The sequence below is a fragment of the Pseudomonas sp. LFM046 genome, from assembly GCF_000949385.2.
GTDB lineage: Bacteria > Pseudomonadota > Gammaproteobacteria > Pseudomonadales > Pseudomonadaceae > Metapseudomonas.
This window is the reverse complement of the sequence record NZ_JYKO02000001.1, coordinates 4,062,394-4,085,127: the sequence shown is the minus strand read 5'-3', so window position 1 is coordinate 4,085,127 and position 22,734 is coordinate 4,062,394. Positions and strand designations below refer to the sequence as shown.

Below are 22,734 nucleotides of genomic sequence, written 5' to 3'. Positions count from 1 at the left end.
TTCAAATCACTTGCCGGTTTTCACTGCATTCCAGGTGCGAGTGATCAGGCGCATGGCCTTCTGCGGCTGGGGTTTCTGGGTGAAGAGGCGGGCACGGGTGGCGTCGTCGGGGTAGATCGCCGGGTCGTTGCGCACCTCCGCGGTTACCAGGGGGGTCGCGGCCTGGTTGCTGTTGGCATAGCGGATGTAGTCGGTAACGTCAGCGATCACCCGGGGTTGCAGCATGTATTCGATGAACTTGTGGGCGTTCTCCACATGGGGCGCATCCTTGGGGATGTAGAAGTCATCGAACCAGATCAGCGAGCCTTCCTTCGGGATGAAGTAATCCAGCTTCACCTTGGCGCCGGCCTCGGTAGCGCGGGCCTGGGCGGTGGCGTAGTCGCCGGACCAGGTCATGGCGATGCACTGGTCGCCGTTGGCCAGGCCGTTGAGGTAGCTCATGGAGTCGAACTTGCGGATATAGGGACGAACCTTCATCAGCAGGTCCTGGGCGGCCTTCAAGTCCTCCGGCGCGGCGCTGTTCGGGTCGCGGCCCAGGTAGGTCAGGGCCAGCGGCAGCACATCGGTGGGCGAGTCGATCAGGGTCACGCCGCAGTCGGCGAAGCGCGACACCACCTCGGGATCGAAGACCATCGCCAGGGAGCCGATGGGCGCATCGGGCATGCGCGCCTTGATCATCTCCACGTTGTAGGTGATGCCGTTGCTGCCCCAGGTATAGGGCGCGGAGTAGGTCACGCCCGGATCGAAATGCTCCAGGCTGGCCAGCACCTGCCGGTCCAGGTTGCCCCAGCTGGGCAGCCGGCTCTTGTCCAGTGGCTGGAAGACCCCGGCCTTCAACAGCGGCGGTACCAGCGCGGCGTTCATCACCACCAGGTCGTAGCCGGAGCGCCCCGGCAACAGCTTGCCCTGGACCGTCTCATAGGAATCGAAGGTGTCGTAGACCACCTTGATGCCAGTGGCTTTCTCGAAGTCCTTGAGGGTGTTCTCGCCGATGTAATCCGACCAGTTGTACAGGCGCAGGGTATTGCCATCGTCCGCCTGGCCAAGGGCCGGCAACAGGATGAGCGTCGCGCCGAGTGCTGCAGCGAGGGTCTTGCGCATGTCGGTTCCACCTCTTGTGTCGTTATTGGGTCACCTGTGGCTACTCTGTGCGCCGGGCGGCGATGGGGCCATAACCCGAACGGGTAGGTGGGATTCAATTGTTGCTGTACATTCGTTCAGATTCGCCGTACCACCACAGGAGCTGTCGGCATGACAACCCAGGATGTGCGCTACTCCCGACTGGACCCCGAGCTGCGCAAGGCGCACCTGATCGAAGCGACCCTCATTTGCCTCAAGCGCCACGGCTTCCAGGGCGCTTCGATCCGCAAGATCTGCGCTGAGGCCGGTGTCTCGGTGGGGTTGATCAACCATCACTACGCCGGCAAGGACGAACTGGTGGCCGAGGCTTACCTGGCCGTCACCGGACGGGTGATGAAGCTCCTGCGTGATGCCATCGACGACGCGCCGCCCAGCCCCCGGGCGCGGCTGTCGGCGTTCTTCCAGGCCTCCTTCTCCGCCGAACTGCTGGACCCGCAATTGCTGGAAGCCTGGCTGGCCTTCTGGGGCGCGGTGAAGACCGCCCAGGCCATCAATGCGGCCCACGACCATTCCTATGGCGAGTACCGCGCCATCCTCGCCAACGTGCTCAACGAGCTGGCGGTGGAGCAGGGCTGGCCGGGCTTCGATGCCGAGCTCGCGGCCATCAGCCTCAGTGCGTTGCTGGACGGGCTCTGGCTGGAATCCGGGCTGAATCCCCAGACCTTCACCCCGGAGCAGGGCGTGCAGATCTGCGAGGCCTGGGTCGATGGCCTGCAGAGCGGCGGTGTACAGCGCTTCCTGCGACCCGTCGGGGGCTGTTGATCGCCTGTTCAGCCGACGTTAACCTCCAGCCACTTCCAACAATAAGAACGCCCCGCTCGTGCGCGGAGGCGGAGGGCAACCGTAATGTCTGCCAGCGTGCTGATCGTCGATGACGATCCGCTGATCCGTGAACTGCTCCAGTCGTACCTGGCCCAGGAGGGCTATCAGGTCCGTTGCGCCAGCACCGCCGAACAGGCCGAGGCCTGCCTCGCGGAAAGCCCGGTTGACCTGGTGATGCTGGATATCCGCCTGCCCGGCAAGGATGGCCTGACCCTGACCCGCGAACTGCGGGTGCGCTCTGAGGTCGGCATCATCCTCATCACCGGCCGCAACGACGAGGTCGACCGCATCGTCGGCCTGGAATGCGGCGCCGACGACTATGTGGTCAAACCCCTGAACCCCCGCGAACTGGTCTCCCGCGCCAAGAATCTGGTGCGTCGCGTGCGCCATGCCCAGCAACCGGCCGCGCCCGCTACCGGCCAGCTCAAACGCTTCGCTGGCTGGGTGCTGGACAGCGACCGCCGCCGCCTGATCGATCAGGACGGTAGCGAAACCCTGCTCACCCACGGCGAGTTCCAGCTCCTCAGCGTCTTCCTGCGCAACGCCGGGCACACCCTGAGCCGCGACCAGTTGATGGACCAGATCCGCAACCGCGAGTGGCTGCCCAACGACCGCTCCATCGACGTGCTGGTAGGGCGCTTGCGCCGCAAGCTGCGGGACGATCCGGCAGAGCCCCAGCTGATCATCACCATCCACGGCGCGGGCTACCTGTTCACCGCCAATGCCAGCGCTGCCTGACCTCATGGCGCGCGCCTGGCTGCTGGGGCTCCTGCTGCTGAGCGGCACGGCGCTGGCCGCGCAGCCCGTGCGTTACTGCGATCATCCGGTCTACCCGCCCATCTCCTGGAGCGATGGCAAGCACATGCGCGGCCTGGCGCCCCACGTGGTGAAAGCGGTATTCGCCCGGCTCGGCCTGGACGTCGAATTCGTCAACCTGGGCAACTGGAAGCGCTGCCTGACGGACGCCGCCGAGGGGAGGGTGGACGCGGTGCTGGCCTACCGCACCGAGCCCCGCGAGCGCTACCTGCAGTTCGCCTCCGTCCCGGTGCTGCGCGAAGAAGTGGCGATCTTCTACAACCGCCAGCGGCCACTGAAGGTCGACAAGCTGGAGGACCTGACCGGTTACCGCGGCGGCCTGCTGTTCGGCGAGAGTTACGGCGAGGCCTTCGACCGCACCGTCGCCGGCGCCGGCAACATCGAATGGGTATCCGACAGCCAGCAGAACTTCGGCAAGCTGATTCGCGGCCGCATCGATTTCATCCCCTACGAGCGCCGCACCGGCCTGCTCTATATCGAGCATCTGCCCGGCGGCGGCGACATTCGTGCCCTGCCCATCACCCTGGCGGTGGACTACCTGCGTCTGGCAGTGGCCCGTCAGTCCCCGCTGGCTGCCCGTATGGACGAGATCGACCAGGAGCTGCAACGCCTCACCGACAGTGGCCAGATCGACCGCTGGCTGGATGAGAGCCAGGCCATCTACCGCGACATGGTCGTCCAGCCGGAGCCCCGTCCATGACCGGCCCGAAACCTGCCAGCGGCCTGCTGCGCCGTCTGCTGCGCTCCATCCTGCTGTTCAGCCTGTGCTTCACCCTCGTTGCGAGCGCCGTGCAGCTGCTGCTGGAATATCGCCGCGAGATGCGGGATATCGAAGCGCGTCTGGAGCTGATCCGTGTGGGTTACCTGACCAGCTTCGAGCGCAGCCTCTGGGACCTCAACCAGGAGCAGTTGAAGATGCAGCTGCGCGGCCTGGCGGACTTCCCCGATATCGCCCAGGTGCGCCTGACCAGCCGGGACTTCGACTTGCAGGACGGCGCCGCCAATCCAGTCGGGCCCCTGCGCCGCGTGCATTTCCCCCTGGCCTACCAGCCGCCCGGCAGTGAGGTGCGGCCGCTCGGCGAGCTGGAAGTCGCCATCGACCTCGGCGCCGTCTACCGGCGCCTCTACGCCACCGGCCTCAACAGCCTGCTGTGGATGGGGGTGTTCCTCTGCGGCCTGGCGGTAGCGCTGTCCTGGCTGTTCCACCGGCTGGTGACCCGCCACCTGCGGGTGATGGCCGACTTCACCCGACGCATCGGCGCCGGGGATTGGTACGAAACCCTGCGCCTGAATCGCCGGGCCGGGCGTAGCCCCGACGAAATCGACACCGTGGCCCAGGCCCTGGACGACATGCGCCGGGCCATCCTCGACGACATCCAGCGCCGCGAGGATGACCGCGCGGCCCTGCAGGGGTTGGTGGAGCGGCGCACTGCCAGCCTGCAGCGCGCCAAGGAAGACGCCGAGGCGGCCAACCTGGCCAAGTCGCGTTTCCTCGCCACCATGAGCCATGAAATCCGCACGCCCCTCAACGGCATTCTCGGCATGGCCGAACTGCTTCGCGGCGCGGCCCTTGGCGAGCGCGACAGCCAGCGCCTGGACGCCTTGCACAAGGCCGCCGAAGGCCTGCTGGCGATCCTCAACGAAGTGCTCTATTTCGCCCGCCTGGAGGAAGGGGAGAGCCGGCCCGAACTGCTGGACTTCTCCCTGCCGGCGCTGGTGGACCAGGTGCTCACCCTGCTGGAGCCCCGGGCCAGCGCCAACGGCACCATCCTGCGCGCGCGTCTCGATCCCCGCGTGCAGGGTCGCTGCCGTGGCGCCGAACAGTTCCTCCGCCAGGTGCTGAGCAACCTGCTGGCCAACGCGGTGAAGTTCACCGAGGAGGGGGAAATCCTGGTGGAGGTGCAGTTGCTGGAGGAACTGCCCGGCGGCCAGCGCCTGCGCATCAGCGTCACCGACGACGGCATTGGCATCGCTCCAGACATGCAGGCGAAGATTTTCGAGCGTTTCACCCAGGCCAGCGAAGCCGTGGCCCAGCGCTATGGCGGCACCGGCCTGGGCCTGGCCATCAGCAAGCGGCTGGTGGAACTGATGGGCGGGCAGATCGGCGTCCAGAGCGAGGAAGGCGAGGGCAGCTGCTTCTGGTTCGAGCTGGTATTGGACGCTGCCCGCGATCAGACGGCCGCCTCGATGGTCGCTCCTCTGTCCCGGTCGCTGGACGTGCTGGTGGTGGAAGACGTCGCCCTCAACCGCGAAGTGGTGGCCGGGCTGCTGGAGCGCGACGGCCATCGCGTCACCCTGGTCGAGGACGCCGAGCCCGCCTTGGCGCTGTGCCGGCAGCGGCGCTTCGACCTGCTCCTGCTCGATCTGCATCTGCCGGGCATGCCCGGCACCGAACTGTGTCGCCTGATCCGTGACGACCTGCAGGGCCTGAATCGCGGCAGCCGCATCCTCGCGTTTACCGCCAGCCTGCAACCGGCCCTGGTGCGCAGCTGCCTGGATGCCGGCATGGACGGCGCGCTGGCCAAGCCGCTGAAGCTGGACGACCTGCGTCGAGCCCTGGCCGGGCAGGAGGGCAAGCTGGAAGACGGGGGCGATGCCGAACTGCTGGATCAGCAACTGCTGGATACCCATCGCGGCCTGCTCGGCGAACAGAAGGTGCGCGGTCTGCTGGAGCTGCTGCGGCGCATGCTCGACGAACATCGCGTCGGGCTGCTGGAAGCGCTGGCAGCCGAGGATTGCGCCGAAGTCGGCCACCTGGCCCATCGCCTCGCCGGCAGCAGCGAGTCCCTGGGCCTGCGTGCCCTGGCGACCTGCCTGCGGGAGCTGGAAGCGGCGGCCCTGGCCGGTGATGTCACCGCCTTGCCGGCGCTGAGGCCACGGCTGGAAGACCTGCTGGCGCGCTCTGCTCGGGCACTGGACGGCCTGCTGCAACCCGCCTCCTGAAATCGAACAAATTCCTTACGACTTTTTACAACTTCGATCCTGGCTTACAACGGCGTCTTACAAGTCCTTCCAATAATCGACCCGAACCGCGCTCGAACGCGGTCCTCGTGGCCTATTGGAGACAAGAATAATGACCCGCAAAGCCCGCCTGCGCTGCCGCCACCTCGTTTCGGAGGTGCGCCATGTCTGAAGAGCGCATCCAGCTCACCCGTGCTCTGAAGAGCCGCCATATCTTCATGCTGTCCCTGGGCGGCGTGATCGGCACCGGCCTGTTCATGGGCTCGGGCCTCACCATCAACCAGGGCGGCCCGGCCGGCGCCGTGCTGGCCTACCTGGTCGCCGGCCTGCTGATGTACCTGGTCATGGTCTGCCTCGGTGAACTCTCGGTGCAGATGCCGGTTTCCGGCTCCTTCCAGGCACACGCCACCCGTTACGTCGGGCCCGCCACCGGCTTCATGGTGGGCTGGGTCTACTGGCTGAGCTGGGCCACCACGGTCGGCCTGGAATTCACCGCCGCCGGCATGCTGATGGACCGCTGGTTCCCGGATGTCCCCGTCTGGTACTGGTCCGCGCTGTTTGTGGCCCTGCTGTTCGGGATCAACTCCCTCAGCACCCGTGCCTTCGGTGAGGCCGAATACTGGTTCTCGGGCGTCAAGGTCGCGGCCATTCTGATCTTCATCGTCGTTGGCATCCTGGCCATGTTCGGCGGTCTGCCGCTGGCCAGTGGCGAGCCGGCGCCGAAGTTCTCCCATCTGATCGGCGAAAGCCTGTTCCCCAACGGCCTGTCCGCCGTGCTCGCCGTGATGATGACCGTGGTCTACGCCTTCCAGGGCTGCGAGATCATGGGCGTGGCCGCCGGCGAGACCGACCAGCCGGAAAAGAGCATCCCCCGCGCCGTGCGCAACGTGGTGTTCCGCGTGCTGATCTTCTACGTGCTGGCCATCGTGGTGCTGTCTGCCATCGTGCCCTGGCAGCAGGCTGGCCTGATGGAAAGCCCCTTCGTCCAGGTGTTCGACATGGTGGGCATCCCCTTCGCCGCCGACGTGATGAATTTCGTGATCCTCACCGCCATCCTCTCGGTGGGTAACTCCGGCCTCTACGCCTGCACCCGCATCCTCTGGGCCATGTCCAAGACCGGCATGGCGCCGCGTAGCCTGGAAAAGCTGAACAAGCGCGGTGTGCCGATTTTCGCGTTGTCCATCACCCTGTGCTTCGCATTGCTGTCCCTGCTGACCAGCTTCATCGCGGCCGACACCCTGTTCATGATCCTGACCGCCATCAGCGGCCTGGCCGGCACCGTGACCTGGATCGTCATCGCCCTGGCCCAGTACCGCTTCCGCCGCGCGCACTACCAGGCCGGCGGCACCGTGGCTGATCTGAAGTACGCCGCGCCGCTGTTCCCGCTGATCCCGGTGGCGTGCATCCTGCTGTGCGGCTCGCTGTTCGTGTTCATGGCCATGGACCCGGCCCAGCGTTCCTCGCTGTACTGGGGCTTCGGCTTCATCGCCCTGTGCTATGGCGCCTACTACTTCCTGCAGTTCAAGCGTCAGCGCAGCCCTGTGCCGATCCCGGCGGCCTGATCTCCGGCGATACCCGGAAAAGCGCGGCAGAGTGATCTGCCGCGCTTTTTTGTTGCCCCCTCTCCCTCCGGGAGAGGGGCCGGGGGAGAGGGAAGCAGAGCCCCCGCAGGGACTTCCGGCCTGACCAGAGATTGAATTCGCCCCCACAGGAAAGCCCCCAACCCCGGTTCCGAGTTGTTCAAAGATGTAACAGCTCCCGCGCCTTCCTCCCCTCCTAAAAATAAAAACCAATCAAAAACAACAACTTATCTATTGGCCATCACCGTTACATACCCCATTCGGGCAGGATTGCCGGATTCCTGAACACTCGTTTAGGATCGGCTCAGATTCCACCTCCTCACAGCAACGACAACAAGACGAGGGCTTCCATGACCACCCTGCTCAGCCAGGTCGAAGCCGGCATCGCCCGGATCACCCTGAACCGCCCCCAACAGCGCAACGCGCTGGACATTCCCACCCTGAAAGCCCTGCTGGAACTGCTGGACGCCCATGAAGCCGACCCGGCGGTGCGGGTCATCGTGCTGAGCGGGGAGGGCCGCAGCTTCTGTGCCGGCGCCGACCTGGCCGAGTGGGCCGAGGCCGAAGCCCGGGGCGAGCTGGAAACCTACGGCTGGACCGAAACCGCCCATGCCCTGATGACCCGCCTGCACGGGCTGGCCAAACCCACCATCGCCGCCATCAACGGCACCGCCGTTGGCGCCGGGATGGACCTGACCCTGTGCTGCGACTTCCGCATCGCTGCCGCCTCGGCGCGCTTCAAGGCCGGCTACACCGGCATGGCCTATTCGCCGGACGCCGGCGCCAGCTGGCACCTGCCGCGCCTGATCGGCGCCGAGCAGGCCAAGCGCCTGCTGTTCCTCGACGAACTCTGGGGCGCGGAGCGGGCCCTTGCCGTCGGGCTGGTGGGCGAAGTCTGCGCGGATGACCAACTGCAAGACGTCGCCGGCCAACTGGCCGCCCGCCTGGCCGCCGGCCCGACCTTCGCCTTTGCCCAGACCAAGACCCTGATCCGTGACGGCGCCAGCCGCAGCCTGGCCCAGCAGCTGGCAGCCGAACAGGCTGCCGGCCTGCTCTGTGGCCGCAGCGAAGATGCCGCCGAAGCCCTGCGCGCTGTTGCCGAAAAACGCGCCCCCCAATTCACCGGCCGTTGATGCGCCGAACCCCGAGGACATAGCGATGAACTTCCAACTGACCCAGGAACAGGAAATGCTGGTCGACGCGGTACGCGCCTTCGTCGACAAGGAACTGCTGCCCCATGAAGAAGCCGTGGACCGCGCCGATGCCGTGTCTCCGGAGCTGGCCGCGCAAATTCGTGGCAAGGCCCTCGCCGCCGGCTTCTATGCCTTCAACATGCCTGAGGAAGTAGGGGGCGGTGGCCTCGACTACCTGTCCCAGGCCCTGGTCGAACGTGAGCTGTCCAAGGTCTCCTGGGCGCTGCACGTGTTCGTCGCGCGGCCCTCGAAGATCCTCATGGCTTGCAAGGGTGAACAGATCCAGGACTACCTGCTGCCGTGCGTGCAGGGCGAGAAGATCGACTGCTTCGCCCTCACCGAGCCGGGCGCCGGCTCCGACGCCAATTCCATCAAGACCCGCGCCGTGCGTGACGGCGACGACTTCGTGATCAACGGCAGCAAGCACTTCATCAGCCACGCCGGCCACGCCGACTTCGCCATCGTCTTCGCGGTGACTGACACCTACGAACACAACGGCAAGAAGCGCAACGCCGTGACCGCCTTCCTGGTGGACAAGGGCACCCCCGGCATGACCGTGCGCCGTGGTCCGAAATGCGTCAGCAACAAGGGCTACCACACCTACGAAATGTTCTTCGACGACTGCCGCGTGCCGGCCTCCAAGGTCCTCGGCGAAGTGGACAAGGGTTGGGAAGTGGCCAACGCCTGGCTCACCGCCGGCCGCGTGATGGTGGCCGCCAACTGCGTCGGCCAGGCTCAGCGCGCCCTGGACCTGTCGCTGCAATGGGCGGCAGACCGCAAGCAGTTCGGCCAGCCCATCGGTACCTACCAGGGCATCTCCTTCAAGCTCGCCGACATGGCCACGCAGATTCGCGCCGCCGAGCTGATGACCCTGCACACCGCCTGGAAAATGGACCAGGGCAGCATGACCGACGGTGAGGCCGGCATGGCCAAGCTGTTCGCCAGCGAAGTGCTGGGCAAGGTGGCCGACGAGACGGTGCAGATCTTTGGCGGCATGGGCCTGATGGACGAAGGCCCGGTGGAGCGCATCTGGCGCAACGCGCGGATCGAGCGCATCTGGGAAGGCACTTCGGAAATCCAGCGCCACATCATTTCCCGCGAATTGCTGCGCCCGCTGCTGCGCTGATCGGAGTTCCCATGAGCCAACGCGAAAACCTCAAGCGCCTGCTGGCGCCCAAGCACCTCGCCTTCATCGGCGGCCGCAGCATGGCCCGCGCCCTCAAGCGCTGCGCCGAAGGCGGATTCGCCGGCCAGATGTGGCTGGTCAATCCGCAGCACGCCGAACTGGAAGGCGTGCCCTGCGTGGCCAGCGTCGCCGACCTGCCGTGCGGGCCGGACGCGGTGTTCATCGCCACCAACCGCGAACAGACCCTGGACAGCGTCGCCGCCCTGGCGGCCAAGGGTGCTGGCGGTGCCATCTGCTACGCCTCCGGTTTCGCCGAGACCGGCGCCGAAGGCCAGGTCCTGCAAACCCGTCTGCTGGCCGCGGCCGGCGACATGGCACTGCTCGGCCCCAACTGCTACGGCTTGCTGGACTACCTCCACGGCTCCGCCCTCTGGCCTGTCGCCCACGGCGGCAAGCTGGTGGAGAAGGGCGTGGCGGTGCTCACCCAGAGCGGGAACTTCGCCTACAACCTGTCCATGAGCGACCGCTCCCTACCGGTGGCCTACATGGCTTCGGTGGGCAACCAGGCCCAACTGGGCGTGGCCGAACTGATGGATGTGCTGCTGGACGAGCCGCGCGTCACCGCTATCGGCCTGCACCTGGAAGGCCTGAAGAATGTGCCGGGCTTCGCCCGTGCCGCGCACAAGGCGCTGGAGAAGGGTATCCCGATCATCGCCTTGAAGACCGGCGTGTCGCAGATCGGCGCCGAACTGGCCCTCAGCCACACCAGCTCCCTGGCTGGCTCCGACGCCCTCTACGACAGCCTCTTCGAGCGCCTCGGGGTGATCCGTGTCAGCGGCCCGGTGAGCTTCATGGAAACCCTCAAGGCCGCCGCCTGCGGCAAGCTGCCGGCTGGTCCGGGGCTGATCGCCCTGGCCTGCTCCGGTGGCGATGCCGGGCTGATCGCCGACTACGCCGAAGCCAACGGCTTGCAGTTGCCGAAGCTGGATGACGGCCAGCGCCACGAGCTGGCGCAGATCCTGCCGGGCTACGCCAACGTCGCCAACCCGCTGGACTTCACCACCGCCATCTGGGGCGACGGCGAGGCCCTGGAGCGCATGCTGGACAGCGCCCTGCGCAGCGCGGCCGACGCCGCCCTGCTGGTGTTGGACTATCCCGGCGAAGAGACCGGCGAGCGCCCCCAGTGCGACCTGTTGCTGGAGCTCTATTGCGAGGCCCTGGAGCGCCACGGCAAGACCGGTTTCATCGCCTCCGCCTTCCCTGAACTGCTGCCTGCCGCCGCCCGGGACTTCCTGCACGCCCGGGGTGTCGCTGCCCTGCAAGGGGTGGAGGACGGCCTGGCCGCCTGGGGTCGCATTGCCGACTACCGGCAACGCCGCGACGCGCTGCTGGCCCGTGGCGAATCGGCCCTGGTGCCCCTCAGCCCGACTCCCGTGAGCCGCGGCGAGCTGCTGGATGAATGGCAGTCCAAGCAGGCCCTGCGCGCCTTCGGCCTGCCGGTGCCGCAGGCGGTCCTCAGCACCCCGGAGCGGGCCGTTGAAGACGCCCAGACCCTGGGCTACCCGCTGGTGCTGAAAGCCGTCAGCGCGCAGTTGCCCCACAAGACCGAGGCGGGCGCCGTGGCCCTCAACCTGCGGGACGCCGATGCTCTGCAACGGGCCTTGGGCGACATGCGGCAACGCATTGCCGCCTACGCGCCGGGTGTGCCCTTCGACCAGGTGCTGCTGGAGCGCATGGCTACACCGCCGCTGGCGGAACTGATTGTCGGCGTGAAGCGCGAAGAGGGTTTCGGCCTGGCCCTGGTGATCGGCGCCGGCGGCATCCTCGTCGAGCTGCTGAAGGACAGCCGCAGCCTGCTGCTGCCGACCAATGACGGCGCCATCCGCGACGCACTGCTGAGCCTGCGCAGCGCGCCGCTGCTCACCGGCTTCCGTGGCCGCCCGGCAGCGGACCTGGATGCCCTGGTGGCAGCCATTCGCGCGGTCGCCGACTACGCCTGCGAGAACGCCGGACAACTGCTGGAGCTGGATGTGAACCCGCTGCTGGTCGGCGCCGACGGCGCGGTGGCGGTGGATGCGCTGATCCGCCTGGGTAAGTGACGCATCTGTAGGAGCGAGCTCTGCTCGCGAACGACCGTGCCGTGGAGTTTCGCGAGCAGAGCTCGCTCCTGCGGCACGGCAAAGCTTCGAGGAGAAACCTCATGCAAGACCAGAAAACCCTCACCGGCGGCCAGGCCCTGGTCCGTCTGCTGGCCAACTACGGCGTGGACACCGTGTTCGGCATTCCCGGCGTGCACACCCTGGAGCTGTACCGTGGCCTGCCCGGCAGCGGCATCCGCCATGTCCTGACCCGCCACGAGCAGGGTGCCGGTTTCATGGCCGATGGTTATGCGCGAGTCAGCGGGAAGCCGGGCGTCTGCTTCATCATCACCGGCCCCGGTGTCACCAACGCTGCGACGGCTATCGGTCAGGCCTATGCCGACTCCATCCCGATGCTGGTGATCTCCAGCGTCAACCACACCGCCAGCCTGGGCAAAGGCTGGGGCTGTCTGCATGAAACCCAGGACCAGCGCGCCATCACCGCGCCCATCACGGCCTTCTCGGCGGTCGCGCTGACCCCCGAGGATCTGCCCGAGCTGGTGGCCCGAGCCTATGCCGTGTTCGATGGCGAGCGCCCGCGCCCGGTGCATATCTCCGTGCCGCTGGACGTGCTGGCCGCTCCCGTGGCGCGGGACTGGACCCATGAAGTGAGCCGGCGTCCCGGTCGTGGTCTGCCGGACAGCGAGTCCCTGAGCGCTGCCGCAGCCCGGCTGGCCGCCGCCAAGCGACCGATGATCATCGCCGGCGGCGGTACGCTGGAGGCCGTTGACGCCCTGCAGGCCCTCAGCGAGCGCCTGGCCGCACCGGTCTTCACCAGCGTGGCTGGCAAGGGCCTGCTGCCGCCCGAGGCGCCGCTCAATGCCGGTGCCACCCTGTGCATGGCACCGGGCTGGGAGATGATCGCCGAGGCCGACCTGGTCCTGGCCGTGGGCACCGAAATGGCCGACACGGATTTCTGGCGCGAGCGCCTGCCGCTGTCCGGCGAGCTGGTGCGCATCGACATCGACCCGCGCAAGTTCAATGACTTCTACCCCTGCGCCGTCGCGCTCAAGGGCGATGCCCGGCAGACCCTCGAAGCCTTGCTGGCGCGCCTGCCTGCACAGGGCAGGGCAGGGGAGTCCGCAGCGGCCCGCGTGGCGCGCCTGCGAGACGCGATCCGCAACGGCCATGCGCCGCTGCAGGGCATCCACCAGGCCATCCTCGACCGCATTGCTGCGGCGCTGCCGGCGAATGCCTTCATCAGTTCCGACATGACTCAGCTGGCCTATACCGGCAACTACGCCTTCGCCAGCCGGGCGCCGCGCAGCTGGCTGCACCCCACCGGCTACGGCACCCTCGGCTACGGCCTGCCGGCCGGCATCGGTGCCAAGTTCGGCGCGCCGCAGCGGCCCGGCCTGGTGCTGGTGGGCGACGGCGGCTTCCTCTACACCGTCCAGGAACTGGCCACCGCCACCGAAGAGTTGGACAGCCCGCTGGTGGTGCTGCTGTGGAACAACGACGCCCTCGGCCAGATCCGCGACGACATGATCGGCCTGGATATCGAGCCCATCGGCGTACTGCCGCGCAACCCGGACTTCGTCGGCCTGGCCCTCGCCTTCGGTTGCACCGTAAGGCAGCCCCAGAGTCTCGACGACCTGGAGCGCGACCTGCGAGCCGGCTTCGGCCACCCCGGCGTCACCCTGATCGAACTGAAACACGCCTGCGCTCGTTGAGCGCTGGCCGAGGAGCTTTCCATGCGCTTTTCCGACCTTACCCAACGCATCGCCGGCGACGGCGCGGCGGCCTGGAACATCCATTACCGTGCCCTGGAACGGCAGGAGCAGGGGGAGGACATCCTCCTGCTGTCGGTGGGCGACCCCGACTTCGACACGCCGCAGCCCATCGTCCAGGCCGCCATCGACAGCCTGCTCAACGGCAACACCCATTACTCCGACGTGCGCGGCAAGTTCCCGCTGCGCCAGCGCATCGCCGCCTGGCACAACCAGCGCAGTGGCCAGAGCGTCGGCGCTGATCAGGTGACGGTGCTGGCAGGTGCCCAGTGTGCCCTGTTCAGCGTGGTGCAGTGCCTGCTCAACCCCGGCGACGAGGTGATTGTGGCCGAACCCATGTATGTCACCTACGAGGCGGTGTTCGGCGCCTGCGGCGCACGGGTGGTGCCGGTGCCGGTGTGCTCGGAAAACGGTTTCCGCATCCAGGCCGAGGACGTGGCCGCGGCCATCACGCCACGCACCCGCGCCCTGGCCCTGAACAGCCCGCACAATCCATCGGGCGCCAGCTTGCCGCGCGCCACCTGGGAGGCCCTGGCGACGCTGTGCATTGCCCATGACCTGTGGATGATTTCGGACGAGGTCTACAGCGAGCTGCTGTTCGACGGCGAGCACATCAGCCCCGCCAGCCTGCCGGGCATGGCCGAGCGCACCGCAACCATCAACAGCCTGTCCAAGTCCCACGCCATGACCGGCTGGCGCGTGGGTTGGGTGGTGGGCTCGAAGGAACTGACCCAGCACCTGGAGAATCTCGCCCTGTGCATGCTGTACGGCTCGCCGGACTTCGTGCAGGACGCCGCCTGCGTTGCCCTGGAAGCGCGCCTCCCGGAGCTGGAAGCCATGCGTGAAGCCTACCGTCAGCGCCGCGATCTGGTCTGCGACACCCTCGCGGGCTGTCCAGGACTGCGTGCCCTGAAGCCGGACGGTGGCATGTTCGTGATGGTGGATATCCGTCCCACCGGCCTGTCCGCCCAGGACTTCGCCGATCGGCTGCTGGACCACCATGGCGTCTCCGTGCTGGCGGGCGAAGCCTTCGGCCCCAGCGCGGCCGGGCATATCCGCCTGGGCCTGGTGCTGGGCAGCGCGCCCCTGATGGAAGCCTGCCGCCGCATCGCCCTCTGTGCCGCCGAGCTGGTGGAGGTGAAGCGCTATGCGTGAATACCGCCACCTGTTCATCGACGGTACCTGGGTCGCGCCCCAGGGCAGCGGGCTTGCCGAGGTGATCAACCCGGCCACCGAGCAAGTCGCCGGCCGCGTGCCACTGGGCGCCGAGGCTGACGTCGAACGCGCCGTGGCCGCCGCGCGAAAGGCCTTCGCCAGTTGGTCACGCACACCCTCCAGTGTGCGTGCCGGCTACATCCGTGCGCTGGCCGGGCAACTGAAGGCTCGTGCCGGGGAGATGGCCGCGCTCATCACCACCGAACTCGGCATGCCGGTGCAGTGGTGCCAGGCCATCCAGGTCGAGGGCCCCATCGATGGGCTGGAAAGCTACGCCGACCTGGCCGCGCACATGGACGAGGTACGCGAGGTCGGCAACTCCCTGGTGGTGCGCGAGCCGGTGGGCGTCTGCGCCTTCATCAACCCCTGGAACTACCCGCTGCACCAGCTGATCGGCAAGCTGGCGCCTGCCCTGGCCGCCGGCTGCACAGTGGTGGTCAAGCCGAGTCAGGAAACCCCGCTGCACGCTTTCCTGCTGGCCGAGATGATCGAAGCCATCGGCCTGCCCGCCGGGGTGTTCAACCTGGTCAGCGGGCCGGGCTCCAAGGTCGGCGAAGCGCTGGCGCGGCATCCTGATGTCGACATGGTGTCGTTCACCGGCTCCACCGGGGCCGGCGTGCGTGTCGCCGAGGCGGCGGCGCCGACGGTCAAGCGGGTGTGCCTGGAGCTGGGCGGCAAGTCGCCGCTGATCATCGGCGCCGACGCTGACCTGGCCGCCGCGGTGCGCTACGGCGTACAGGACGTGATGATCAACTCCGGGCAGACCTGCACGGCGCTGACCCGCATGCTGCTGCCGGCCAGCCGCTATGCCGAAGCGCTGGAACTGGCGCAGGCGGAAACCGAAGCGCTGCGCATCGGCGACCCCCTGGACCCCGAGTCCTTCCTTGGCCCCATGTGCTCGGCCGGGCAGCGGCGCACCGTGCGCGATTACATCCGCATCGGCGCGGAGGAGGGGGCCAGGCTCCTGGCGGGCGGCGCCGAAGCGCCTGCGGGCCTGGAGCGCGGCTACTACGTGCAGCCGACGCTGTTCGCCGATGTGCATAACCGGATGCGCATCGCCCGCGAGGAAATCTTCGGGCCGGTGCTCTGCCTGATCCCCTACGCCGATGAGGCGGATGCCGTGGCCATCGCCAACGACTCGCCCTTCGGACTTTCCAGCGCGGTGTGGACTGCAACGAGACAGCGCTCCCTGGAGTTGGCGCGGCAGTTGCGGGCGGGGCAGTGCTTCGTCAATGGCGCCGCTTTCAACTACCGCGCGCCCTTCGGCGGCTACAAGCAGTCGGGCAACGGCCGCGAATGGGGCGAGGAGGGACTGGCGGAGTTTGTCGAAACCAAGGCGATCCAGGTCTGACGGGAAAGCGCTGCGATGATGGCATCCAGCGCGCAGGCCTTCATGGCGTGTACCTCGCCACCTTGCTCCTGCAGGTGGCGACGGCTCTGCTCAATTCCAGGGGAGGTTTGAGGGGCGGGTTTCAGTCCTCGGCTTCGAGCGGCGAGTCGAAGGCGACGAACAGTTGGTCGGCGGTGATCTTTTCCAGATCCAGGCGGACGTTGGCTTCGAGCAGGGCGAACAGCCGGGTAAAGACGTCATAGACCTTGCAGTGGTCTTCCATGCCCGAGAAGGGGTTGTCGATCTTTTCGGCGATCAGGGAGCTTTCCTGCACCGCATCGTAGACCTCTCGCAGGGTGATCTGCTGCGGCGGGCGGGCGAGGGTAAGTCCACCGCCGGCACCGCGCTGGGATTTGAGGATGTCGGCCTTGACCAATTGCGAGACCAGATTGCGCACCCGTGTCGGATGCACCTTCACCCATTTGGCGATGGTCTCGGTACGCAGTTTCTGCGGAGCGTTCGCGGCCACGAAGGAGAGGATGTAGGACGCCGTGATCAGGCGGGTCGACTGGCTCATGGGAAAGGTTCCGGGTGCAGCGGCGGTGGGCGACGGCGAAAGGTTATTGAGTGGATAACAAATAGTAAATGCCCCGTCCAGACGCGAATGCCACCACTGGAGTTCGCTCGGAGTAATTGTTAATGTTTCGATCGCGATAACAATTAAGACGCACGACCTCACCCACAATTTCGCCACGGTGCGCGCCCTAGCCGACGAGGTGGTGGTGATGCAGCGCGGCCGGCCCGCCATTTCCGCTTGATCCAGAAGGTAATCCGATGAATGTATTGATCGTCCACGCTCACCCCGAACCGCAGTCCTTCACCAGCGCCCTGCGCGACCTGGCGGTGGAAACGCTGCAGGGGCAGGGGCACCAGGTGCAGGTTTCCGACCTCTACGCGATGAACTGGAACCCGGTGGCGTCGGCCTCCGACTTTTCCGGGCGGGCCAACCCGGACTACCTGGTCTATGCCCTGGAGCAGCGCGAGGGCGTCAAGGCCGGCAGCCTCGCCCCGGACATCCAGGCGGAGCTGGACAAGCTGCTCTGGGCCGACCTCCTGATCTTCAACTTCCCGCTCTACTGGTTCTCGGTGCCGGCCATGCTCAAGGGCTGGATCGACCGGGTGCTGGTCTCGGGCGTCTGCTACGGCGGCAAGCGCTTCTACGACCAGGGCGGGCTGGCCGGCAAGAAGGCCCTGGTGACCCTGACCCTGGGCGGGCGTGAGCACATGTTTGGCGAGGGCGCCATCCACGGTCCGCTGGAAGACATGCTGCGCCCGCTGCTGCGCGGCACCCTGGCCTATGTCGGCCTGGAGGTGCTGCCGCCCTTCGTGGGCTGGCATGTGCCCTACATCAGCAACGAGGCCCGCCAGGATTTCCTGCGCGACTACCAGGCACGCCTGCAGAACTTGGAGCAGGAGGCACCGCTCCAGTTCCCGCGCCTGGACCAGTTCGACGACAGGTTGTACCCGCTGGCGCGATGAGTGCAGCAAGGCCGCCCAAGGGCGGCCTTTTCATTTCCGGGTAGGGTGCGCCGTGCGCACCGGAATCCCCGCGCGCAATGGCTGGTGCGCACAGCGCACCCTACGAGATGACCCTCGCGATACCGCCAGCAAGGCGGCAACCAGCGGCAAACACCCCTTGCCGCTTTGCCGCTCCAGAGTGACCAGCGGAACCCCATTGCCGCTTATTGCCGCTCGTTTTTCCTTCAAGACATTGAAAATAAAGGAAAAATAAAAGTGGCACGGCCTTTGCTGAATGTCTGGCAAGCAAAACCACATTGCCACTGGCAAAGGTTCCGGACATGAGCATCAGCTTCGAAAAGGCCCTCGGCATCCACCAGCAAGCCCTCGGCTTCCGCGCCCAGCGTGGCGAGGTGCTGGCCAACAACATCGCCAACGCCGACACTCCGAACTACAAGGCTCGCGACCTGGACTTCGCCAGTGTGCTGGCTCAGCAGGCACAGAAAGCGTCCCAGGGCGCGTTCCAGGCGACCCGGACCAACGAGCAGCACATCGCCGCGGAAGGCTTCGACATGGGCGACGCGTCGTTGAAGTACCGCGTTCCGTTCCAAGCCGCCCTCGACCAGAACACCGTGGACCCGCAGCTGGAGCAGTCGAACTACACCGAGAACGCCATGCAGTTCCAGGCCAGCTTCACCTTCCTCAATAGCAAGTTCAAAGGGCTGATGAACGCCCTGCGCGGCGAATAACGGAGAGCCTAGCCATGTCCCTGTCCAGCATCTTCAACATCGCCGGCACCGGCATGAGTGCCCAGAACACTCGGCTGAACACCATCTCCAGCAACATCGCCAACGCCGAAACCGTTTCCTCCAGCCTCGACCAGACCTACCGCGCCCGTCACCCGGTATTCGCCACCGTGCTCCAGGACAACCTGGGCAATGGCGACCGCGGCTCGCTGTTCGCCGACCAGGACGAGTCCGGTGCCGGTGTGCAGGTGCTCGGCGTCGTGGAAGACCAGAGCACCCTGACGCCGCGTTACGAGCCCAACCATCCGGCGGCCAACGCCGAAGGCTACGTGTACTACCCGAACGTCAACGTGGTCGAGGAAATGGCGGACATGATCTCCGCCAGCCGGTCCTTCCAGACCAACGTGGAAATGATGAACACCGCCAAGCAGATGATGCAGAAAGTGCTGACCCTGGGTCAGTGATAGCGCGAGGGAACAGCATGAGTATCAGCAACATCGCGACGAACGACACCCAGTCGATCCTCGATCAGTACGCACTCAAGAACGAGACCACGTCCAGCAAGGACCTCGGCAAGAACGAGTTCCTCGAACTGCTGGTCGCTCAATTGAACAACCAGGACCCGCTGGCGCCCCAGGAGAATGGCGAGTTCATTGCCCAACTGGCGCAGTTCAGCCAGGTGGAAGGCATCGAGAAGCTGAACACCAGCATGGGCTCGCTGCTCTCCGGCTATCAGTCGTCCCAGGCGCTGCAGGCTTCATCCCTGGTGGGCCGCAAGGTGATCGTGCCGTCCGACAAGGCAGTGGTGGATACGTCCGAAACCTTCAAGGCAAGCGCCAGCCTGCCCGTATCCAGCAGCAACGTCTGGGTCAATGTCTACGACAACAACGGCGCCATGGTGACCCGCGTCAACCTGGGCCAGCAGTCGGCCGGTTCTGTCAGCTTCATGTGGGACGGCAAGGATTCCAGCGGCAATCTCATGCCGCCCGGCACGTACAAGTTCGAAGCGCAGGCCCAGTACGACGGCGAGACCAAGGGGCTGTACACCATGCTGCCGGCCAACGTCGACAGCGTCACCCTCGGTCAGAACGGCGGTGAGCTGATGCTCAACCTTGCCGGCATCGGCAGTGTCGGCCTGTCCAAGGTCCAGGTCATCGGTCAGTAACTTCCCGGTTCAGAACGCCGGGAAGCACCGGCAAAGGAGATAACAATGGCGTTCAACATCGGTCTCAGCGGCCTGCGGGCAGCGACCAGCGACCTCAACGTCACCGGCAACAACATCGCCAACGCCGGTACTGCGGGCTTCAAGCAGTCCCGCGCGGAGTTCGCCGACGTCTATGCCGCCTCGGTGCTCGGCACCGGCAAGAATGCGCAGGGCAGTGGTGTGTCGCTGGGTGACGTGTCCCAATTGTTCAACCAGGGCAACATCAACTACACCCAGAACGCCCTGGACCTGGCCATCAACGGCAACGGCTTCTTCCAGACCAGCAACAACGGCGAGGTCAGCTATACCCGCGCCGGTTACTTCGGTACCGACCGCAACGGCTACATCGTCAACAACTTCGGTTACCGCCTGCAGGGCTACGGGGTGGATGGCAACGGCAATGTGCAGAACGGCGTGGTCAGCGATCTGCAGGTCCAGACCTCGAACCAGGCGCCGAAAGCCACTACCCAGGTCGCACAGAAGTTCAACCTGAACTCCACCACCAAGGCGCCGACCAATACGCCGTTCGATCCGAGCGACCCGACGACCTACACCTCGTCCACCTCGGTCAACATCTATGACTCCCAGGGCAACGCCCATGTCATGACCCAGTACTTCATCAACAACGCCGACCCGGCCGCCACGCCGCCGGTGACCAACAACTGGACCATGTCGGTGCTGGTGGACGGGCGTAACCCGTCCGACCCGAGCAACACCACCCCACACTCCATGAACCTGCTGTTCAATGCCGATGGCTCTCTGGATACCGCAGGCATGGCGACGGGTGGCGCGTTGAACTACGACCCGGCAACCGGCCTGATGAACATGGACGACTGGGTTCCGGCGTCGTCCGATGGCGGCACCCCGGCCAACTGGTCGGCCAACGGCGCGGTTGCCAGCGCGACCGGCATCAGCATCGATATCCGCGGTTCCAGCCAGTACTCCAGCGCCTTCGCCGTCAACAGCATCAGCCAGGACGGCTACACCACCGGCCAACTGGCGGGACTGGAAATCGATGACACCGGCGTGATCTTCGCCCGCTACACCAACGGCCAGTCCAAGGTGCAGGGCCAGGTCATCCTCGCCAACTTCGCCAACGTCCAGGGCCTGAGCCCGGTGGGCAAGACCGGCTGGGTGCAGTCCTTCGAATCCGGCGAGCCGGTGGTGGGCACTCCGCGCTCCGGCACCCTGGGTGCCCTGCAGGCCGGTGCCCTGGAAGACTCCAACGTCGAGCTGTCGGACCAGTTGGTGAACCTGATCGTCGCCCAGCGCAACTACCAGGCCAACGCCAAGACCATCCAGACGGAAGACGCGGTGACCCAGACCATCATCAACCTGCGTTGATAGGTGGCTCTAGCTCGCTCACCTCTCCGTGTCATTGAGTTTCGTAGGGTGAGTCACGCTTCACCGACCCACCCAGCAGGGGCCGAGTTACCGGCCCCAGGCGGCAAACTCCCTTGCCGGTGGCGGCATCCCCTCGCCGCCAGCACTTTGACAAGGCCCTTTGAAGGGCCTTTTTCTTTTTTGAAAAATCCTTTTAATTCAATCTGTTGCGAATGAATTTTCTGCTTGGCACGGCGCTTGCTGGATAGCGAGCAAAGCGCCAAGGGCGGCAACGCCCACTCGGAGAAATTCATGGACAAGATGCTTTACGTCGCGATGAGCGGAGCCAGCCAGAACACCCTGGCTCAGCGCGCCCACGCCAACAACCTGGCGAACATCTCCACCACCGGTTTCCGCCGCGATTTCGAGCAGGCGCGTTCCATGCCGGTGTTCGGTGACAGCTTTCCGTCGCGGGTCTATGCCATGACCGAGCGCCCCGGCACCGATTTCACCCCCGGCGCCCTGCAGGAAACCGGTCGTGATATGGACGTGGCCATTGAAGGGGAGGGCTGGATCGCCGTCCAGGCCCCGGACGGCAGTGAAGCCTATGTGCGCACCGCCAGCCTGAAGATCGATGCCCTCGGCCAGTTGCGCACCGGCAATGGTTTGCCGGTCATGGGCAATGGCGGTCCCATTGCCATTCCGCCGGAGCAGAAAGTGGAGATCGGCCAGGACGGCACCATCAGCATCCGCGCCCTGGGCGAGAACCCCAGCGTGATGGCCGAGGTGGACCGCATCAAGCTGGTCAACCCCGATCCCAAGCAACTGCAGAAGGGCGAGGACGGCATGATCCGGGTCAAGGACCCGCAGCAGCCGGTGCAGGCCGATGCCAACGTGCGCGTGACCTCCGGCTTCCTCGAAGCGAGCAACGTCAACGCCGTGGAAGAAATGACCGCAATCCTCTCGCTGTCCCGCCAATTCGAGCTTTCCGTGAAGATGATGCGTACCGCCGAGGACGACGCCTCGGCGATGGCACGGGTCATGCAGTTCAGCTAATCACCAGTACGCGGCGCCATGATTCCGGCGCCCGAGGAGAAATAGATGCTTCCGGCACTCTGGGTCAGCAAGACCGGCCTGTCCGCCCAGGACATGAACCTGACCACCATTTCCAACAACCTGGCGAACGTCTCGACCACGGGCTTCAAGCGCGACCGCGCCGAGTTCGAAGACCTGCTGTACCAGATCCGCCGCCAGCCGGGTGGTCAGAGCAGCCAGGACAGCGAGTTGCCCACCGGCCTGCAACTGGGTACCGGTGTGCGCATCGCCGGCACCCAGAAGATCTTCACCCAGGGCAGCCTGCAGACCACCGAGCAACCGCTGGACATGGCCGTGAACGGTCGCGGCTTCTTCCAGGTGCTGCTGCCCGACGGCACCGTTTCCTACACCCGCGACGGCAGCTTCCACCTGAACTCCGACGGCCAGGTCGTCACCTCCCAGGGCTTCGCCCTGGAGCCGGCCATCGTGCTGCCAGGCGAAGTGCAGACCTTCACCGTAGGCGAGGACGGCACCGTCTCCGTGACCACCGTGGGCAACCCCGCCGCCCAGGTGATCGGCAACATCCAGACCGCCGACTTCGTCAACCCGGCGGGCCTGCAGGCCATCGGCAACAACCTGTTCCTGGAAACCGCCTCCAGCGGCGCGCCCCAGGTCGGTACTCCGGGTCTCAACGGCCTGGGCCCCGTGCTGCAGAACACCCTGGAAAACTCCAACGTCAGCGTGGTCGAGGAACTGGTGAACATGATCACCACCCAGCGCGCCTATGAGATGAACTCCAAGGTCATCTCCACCGCCGACCAGATGCTCGCATTCGTCACGCAGAACCTGTAACGCCT

21 protein-coding genes are annotated in these 22,734 nt (G+C 66.1%); 18 read left to right on the top strand and 3 right to left on the bottom strand.

The window, feature by feature from the left end; all coding sequences use genetic code 11:
* Positions 1–6: 6 nt before the first annotated feature.
* Positions 7–1,101, bottom strand: a complete 1,095-nt coding sequence (locus TQ98_RS18885; RefSeq protein WP_044870433.1) for a polyamine ABC transporter substrate-binding protein — start codon at positions 1,099–1,101, stop codon at positions 7–9.
* A gap of 150 nt (positions 1,102–1,251) precedes the next feature.
* Here TQ98_RS18885 and TQ98_RS18880 point away from each other — a divergent pair, with 150 nt between their 5' ends.
* From TQ98_RS18880 to TQ98_RS18830, 11 genes are all read left to right on the top strand, one after another.
* The gene (locus TQ98_RS18880) at positions 1,252–1,902 is read left to right on the top strand and encodes a TetR family transcriptional regulator C-terminal domain-containing protein (protein WP_044870432.1); all 651 of its coding nucleotides are present in this window, start codon (positions 1,252–1,254) and stop codon (positions 1,900–1,902) included.
* Positions 1,903–1,986: 84 nt separating this feature from the next.
* Positions 1,987–2,700 carry a response regulator gene (locus TQ98_RS18875; RefSeq protein ID WP_044870431.1) on the top strand — a complete coding sequence of 238 codons (714 nt, stop codon included), beginning with the start codon at positions 1,987–1,989 and terminating at the stop codon, positions 2,698–2,700.
* Positions 2,701–2,704: 4 nt separating this feature from the next.
* Positions 2,705–3,478 carry a transporter substrate-binding domain-containing protein gene (locus TQ98_RS18870; RefSeq protein ID WP_044870685.1) on the top strand — a complete coding sequence of 258 codons (774 nt, stop codon included), beginning with the start codon at positions 2,705–2,707 and terminating at the stop codon, positions 3,476–3,478.
* Positions 3,475–5,721, top strand: coding sequence for a hybrid sensor histidine kinase/response regulator (locus tag TQ98_RS18865; protein ID WP_044870430.1), 2,247 nt, complete (start codon positions 3,475–3,477; stop codon positions 5,719–5,721). Before TQ98_RS18870 ends, TQ98_RS18865 begins: the two co-directional genes overlap by 4 nt.
* Before the next feature lie 182 nt (positions 5,722–5,903).
* Positions 5,904–7,301 (top strand): amino acid permease, encoded by a 1,398-nt coding sequence (locus tag TQ98_RS18860; protein ID WP_044870429.1) that lies wholly within the window; start codon positions 5,904–5,906, stop codon positions 7,299–7,301.
* Between the two features lie 368 nt (positions 7,302–7,669).
* Positions 7,670–8,452, top strand: coding sequence for an enoyl-CoA hydratase-related protein (locus TQ98_RS18855; RefSeq protein WP_044870428.1), 783 nt, complete (start codon positions 7,670–7,672; stop codon positions 8,450–8,452).
* 25 nt (positions 8,453–8,477) lie between these two features.
* Positions 8,478–9,638 carry an acyl-CoA dehydrogenase family protein gene (locus TQ98_RS18850; RefSeq protein ID WP_044870427.1) on the top strand — a complete coding sequence of 387 codons (1,161 nt, stop codon included), beginning with the start codon at positions 8,478–8,480 and terminating at the stop codon, positions 9,636–9,638.
* Between the two features lie 11 nt (positions 9,639–9,649).
* Positions 9,650–11,737 carry an acetate--CoA ligase family protein gene (locus TQ98_RS18845; RefSeq protein ID WP_044870426.1) on the top strand — a complete coding sequence of 696 codons (2,088 nt, stop codon included), beginning with the start codon at positions 9,650–9,652 and terminating at the stop codon, positions 11,735–11,737.
* Positions 11,738–11,838: 101 nt separating this feature from the next.
* On the top strand, positions 11,839–13,449 hold the full coding sequence (locus tag TQ98_RS18840) for a 5-guanidino-2-oxopentanoate decarboxylase (RefSeq protein ID WP_044870425.1): 1,611 nt from the start codon (positions 11,839–11,841) through the stop codon (positions 13,447–13,449).
* Between the two features lie 21 nt (positions 13,450–13,470).
* Positions 13,471–14,661, top strand: coding sequence for a pyridoxal phosphate-dependent aminotransferase (locus TQ98_RS18835; protein WP_103103004.1), 1,191 nt, complete (start codon positions 13,471–13,473; stop codon positions 14,659–14,661).
* Positions 14,654–16,072: an aldehyde dehydrogenase family protein gene (locus tag TQ98_RS18830; RefSeq protein ID WP_044870423.1), complete on the top strand. Its 1,419-nt coding sequence runs from the start codon at positions 14,654–14,656 to the stop codon at positions 16,070–16,072. The genes TQ98_RS18835 and TQ98_RS18830 overlap by 8 nt, the downstream gene beginning before the upstream one ends.
* A gap of 121 nt (positions 16,073–16,193) precedes the next feature.
* Here TQ98_RS18830 and TQ98_RS18825 read toward each other — a convergent pair whose 3' ends face one another.
* Entirely contained in the window at positions 16,194–16,628 is a 435-nt protein-coding gene (locus TQ98_RS18825) for an Rrf2 family transcriptional regulator (protein ID WP_044870422.1), read from the bottom strand.
* 257 nt (positions 16,629–16,885) lie between these two features.
* Here TQ98_RS18825 and TQ98_RS18820 point away from each other — a divergent pair, with 257 nt between their 5' ends.
* The 5 genes from TQ98_RS18820 (at position 16,886) to flgE (ending at position 20,863) form a co-directional block, all read left to right on the top strand.
* Positions 16,886–17,590, top strand: a complete 705-nt coding sequence (locus tag TQ98_RS18820; protein ID WP_044870421.1) for an NAD(P)H-dependent oxidoreductase — start codon at positions 16,886–16,888, stop codon at positions 17,588–17,590.
* Between the two features lie 320 nt (positions 17,591–17,910).
* Complete coding sequence (gene flgB / locus TQ98_RS18815) at positions 17,911–18,318, top strand: flagellar basal body rod protein FlgB (RefSeq protein ID WP_044870420.1); 408 nt, start codon at positions 17,911–17,913, stop codon at positions 18,316–18,318.
* Positions 18,319–18,332: 14 nt separating this feature from the next.
* The gene (gene flgC / locus TQ98_RS18810) at positions 18,333–18,779 is read left to right on the top strand and encodes a flagellar basal body rod protein FlgC (protein WP_044870419.1); all 447 of its coding nucleotides are present in this window, start codon (positions 18,333–18,335) and stop codon (positions 18,777–18,779) included.
* A 17-nt stretch (positions 18,780–18,796) separates the two neighbouring features.
* Positions 18,797–19,480 (top strand): flagellar hook assembly protein FlgD, encoded by a 684-nt coding sequence (gene flgD, locus TQ98_RS18805; RefSeq protein WP_044870418.1) that lies wholly within the window; start codon positions 18,797–18,799, stop codon positions 19,478–19,480.
* 45 nt (positions 19,481–19,525) lie between these two features.
* On the top strand, positions 19,526–20,863 hold the full coding sequence (flgE, locus tag TQ98_RS18800; protein WP_044870417.1) for a flagellar hook protein FlgE: 1,338 nt from the start codon (positions 19,526–19,528) through the stop codon (positions 20,861–20,863).
* A 53-nt stretch (positions 20,864–20,916) separates the two neighbouring features.
* Here the strand turns inward: flgE and TQ98_RS27675 are convergent, their stop codons facing one another.
* Positions 20,917–21,156: a hypothetical protein gene (locus tag TQ98_RS27675; RefSeq protein WP_146036029.1), complete on the bottom strand. Its 240-nt coding sequence runs from the start codon at positions 21,154–21,156 to the stop codon at positions 20,917–20,919.
* Between TQ98_RS27675 and flgF the strand changes: the two genes are divergently transcribed.
* Both flgF and flgG read left to right on the top strand, forming a co-directional pair.
* Entirely contained in the window at positions 21,155–21,898 is a 744-nt protein-coding gene (gene flgF / locus TQ98_RS18795; protein WP_044870684.1) for a flagellar basal-body rod protein FlgF, read from the top strand. The genes TQ98_RS27675 and flgF overlap by 2 nt on opposite strands.
* Before the next feature lie 45 nt (positions 21,899–21,943).
* Complete coding sequence (gene flgG / locus TQ98_RS18790) at positions 21,944–22,729, top strand: flagellar basal-body rod protein FlgG (RefSeq protein ID WP_044870416.1); 786 nt, start codon at positions 21,944–21,946, stop codon at positions 22,727–22,729.
* Positions 22,730–22,734: the final 5 nt, after the last annotated feature.

What these genes read in the sequence shown, in the direction of transcription:
- TQ98_RS18830 (WP_044870423.1), top strand. Translation starts at nt 14,654, where the DNA reads ATGCGTGAATACCGCCACCTGTTCATCGACGGTACCTGGGTCGCGCCC.
- TQ98_RS18875 (WP_044870431.1), top strand. Translation starts at nt 1,987, where the DNA reads ATGTCTGCCAGCGTGCTGATCGTCGATGACGATCCGCTGATCCGTGAA.
- TQ98_RS18845 (WP_044870426.1), top strand. Translation starts at nt 9,650, where the DNA reads ATGAGCCAACGCGAAAACCTCAAGCGCCTGCTGGCGCCCAAGCACCTC.
- TQ98_RS18885 (WP_044870433.1), bottom strand. Translation starts at nt 1,101, where the DNA reads ATGCGCAAGACCCTCGCTGCAGCACTCGGCGCGACGCTCATCCTGTTG.
- TQ98_RS18840 (WP_044870425.1), top strand. Translation starts at nt 11,839, where the DNA reads ATGCAAGACCAGAAAACCCTCACCGGCGGCCAGGCCCTGGTCCGTCTG.
- TQ98_RS27675 (WP_146036029.1), bottom strand. Translation starts at nt 21,156, where the DNA reads ATGAATTTCTCCGAGTGGGCGTTGCCGCCCTTGGCGCTTTGCTCGCTA.
- TQ98_RS18880 (WP_044870432.1), top strand. Translation starts at nt 1,252, where the DNA reads ATGACAACCCAGGATGTGCGCTACTCCCGACTGGACCCCGAGCTGCGC.
- TQ98_RS18865 (WP_044870430.1), top strand. Translation starts at nt 3,475, where the DNA reads ATGACCGGCCCGAAACCTGCCAGCGGCCTGCTGCGCCGTCTGCTGCGC.
- TQ98_RS18870 (WP_044870685.1), top strand. Translation starts at nt 2,705, where the DNA reads ATGGCGCGCGCCTGGCTGCTGGGGCTCCTGCTGCTGAGCGGCACGGCG.
- flgG (WP_044870416.1), top strand. Translation starts at nt 21,944, where the DNA reads ATGCTTCCGGCACTCTGGGTCAGCAAGACCGGCCTGTCCGCCCAGGAC.
- TQ98_RS18825 (WP_044870422.1), bottom strand. Translation starts at nt 16,628, where the DNA reads ATGAGCCAGTCGACCCGCCTGATCACGGCGTCCTACATCCTCTCCTTC.
- TQ98_RS18820 (WP_044870421.1), top strand. Translation starts at nt 16,886, where the DNA reads ATGAATGTATTGATCGTCCACGCTCACCCCGAACCGCAGTCCTTCACC.
- flgE (WP_044870417.1), top strand. Translation starts at nt 19,526, where the DNA reads ATGGCGTTCAACATCGGTCTCAGCGGCCTGCGGGCAGCGACCAGCGAC.
- flgB (WP_044870420.1), top strand. Translation starts at nt 17,911, where the DNA reads ATGAGCATCAGCTTCGAAAAGGCCCTCGGCATCCACCAGCAAGCCCTC.
- flgD (WP_044870418.1), top strand. Translation starts at nt 18,797, where the DNA reads ATGAGTATCAGCAACATCGCGACGAACGACACCCAGTCGATCCTCGAT.
- TQ98_RS18835 (WP_103103004.1), top strand. Translation starts at nt 13,471, where the DNA reads ATGCGCTTTTCCGACCTTACCCAACGCATCGCCGGCGACGGCGCGGCG.
- flgC (WP_044870419.1), top strand. Translation starts at nt 18,333, where the DNA reads ATGTCCCTGTCCAGCATCTTCAACATCGCCGGCACCGGCATGAGTGCC.
- TQ98_RS18860 (WP_044870429.1), top strand. Translation starts at nt 5,904, where the DNA reads ATGTCTGAAGAGCGCATCCAGCTCACCCGTGCTCTGAAGAGCCGCCAT.
- flgF (WP_044870684.1), top strand. Translation starts at nt 21,155, where the DNA reads ATGGACAAGATGCTTTACGTCGCGATGAGCGGAGCCAGCCAGAACACC.
- TQ98_RS18850 (WP_044870427.1), top strand. Translation starts at nt 8,478, where the DNA reads ATGAACTTCCAACTGACCCAGGAACAGGAAATGCTGGTCGACGCGGTA.
- TQ98_RS18855 (WP_044870428.1), top strand. Translation starts at nt 7,670, where the DNA reads ATGACCACCCTGCTCAGCCAGGTCGAAGCCGGCATCGCCCGGATCACC.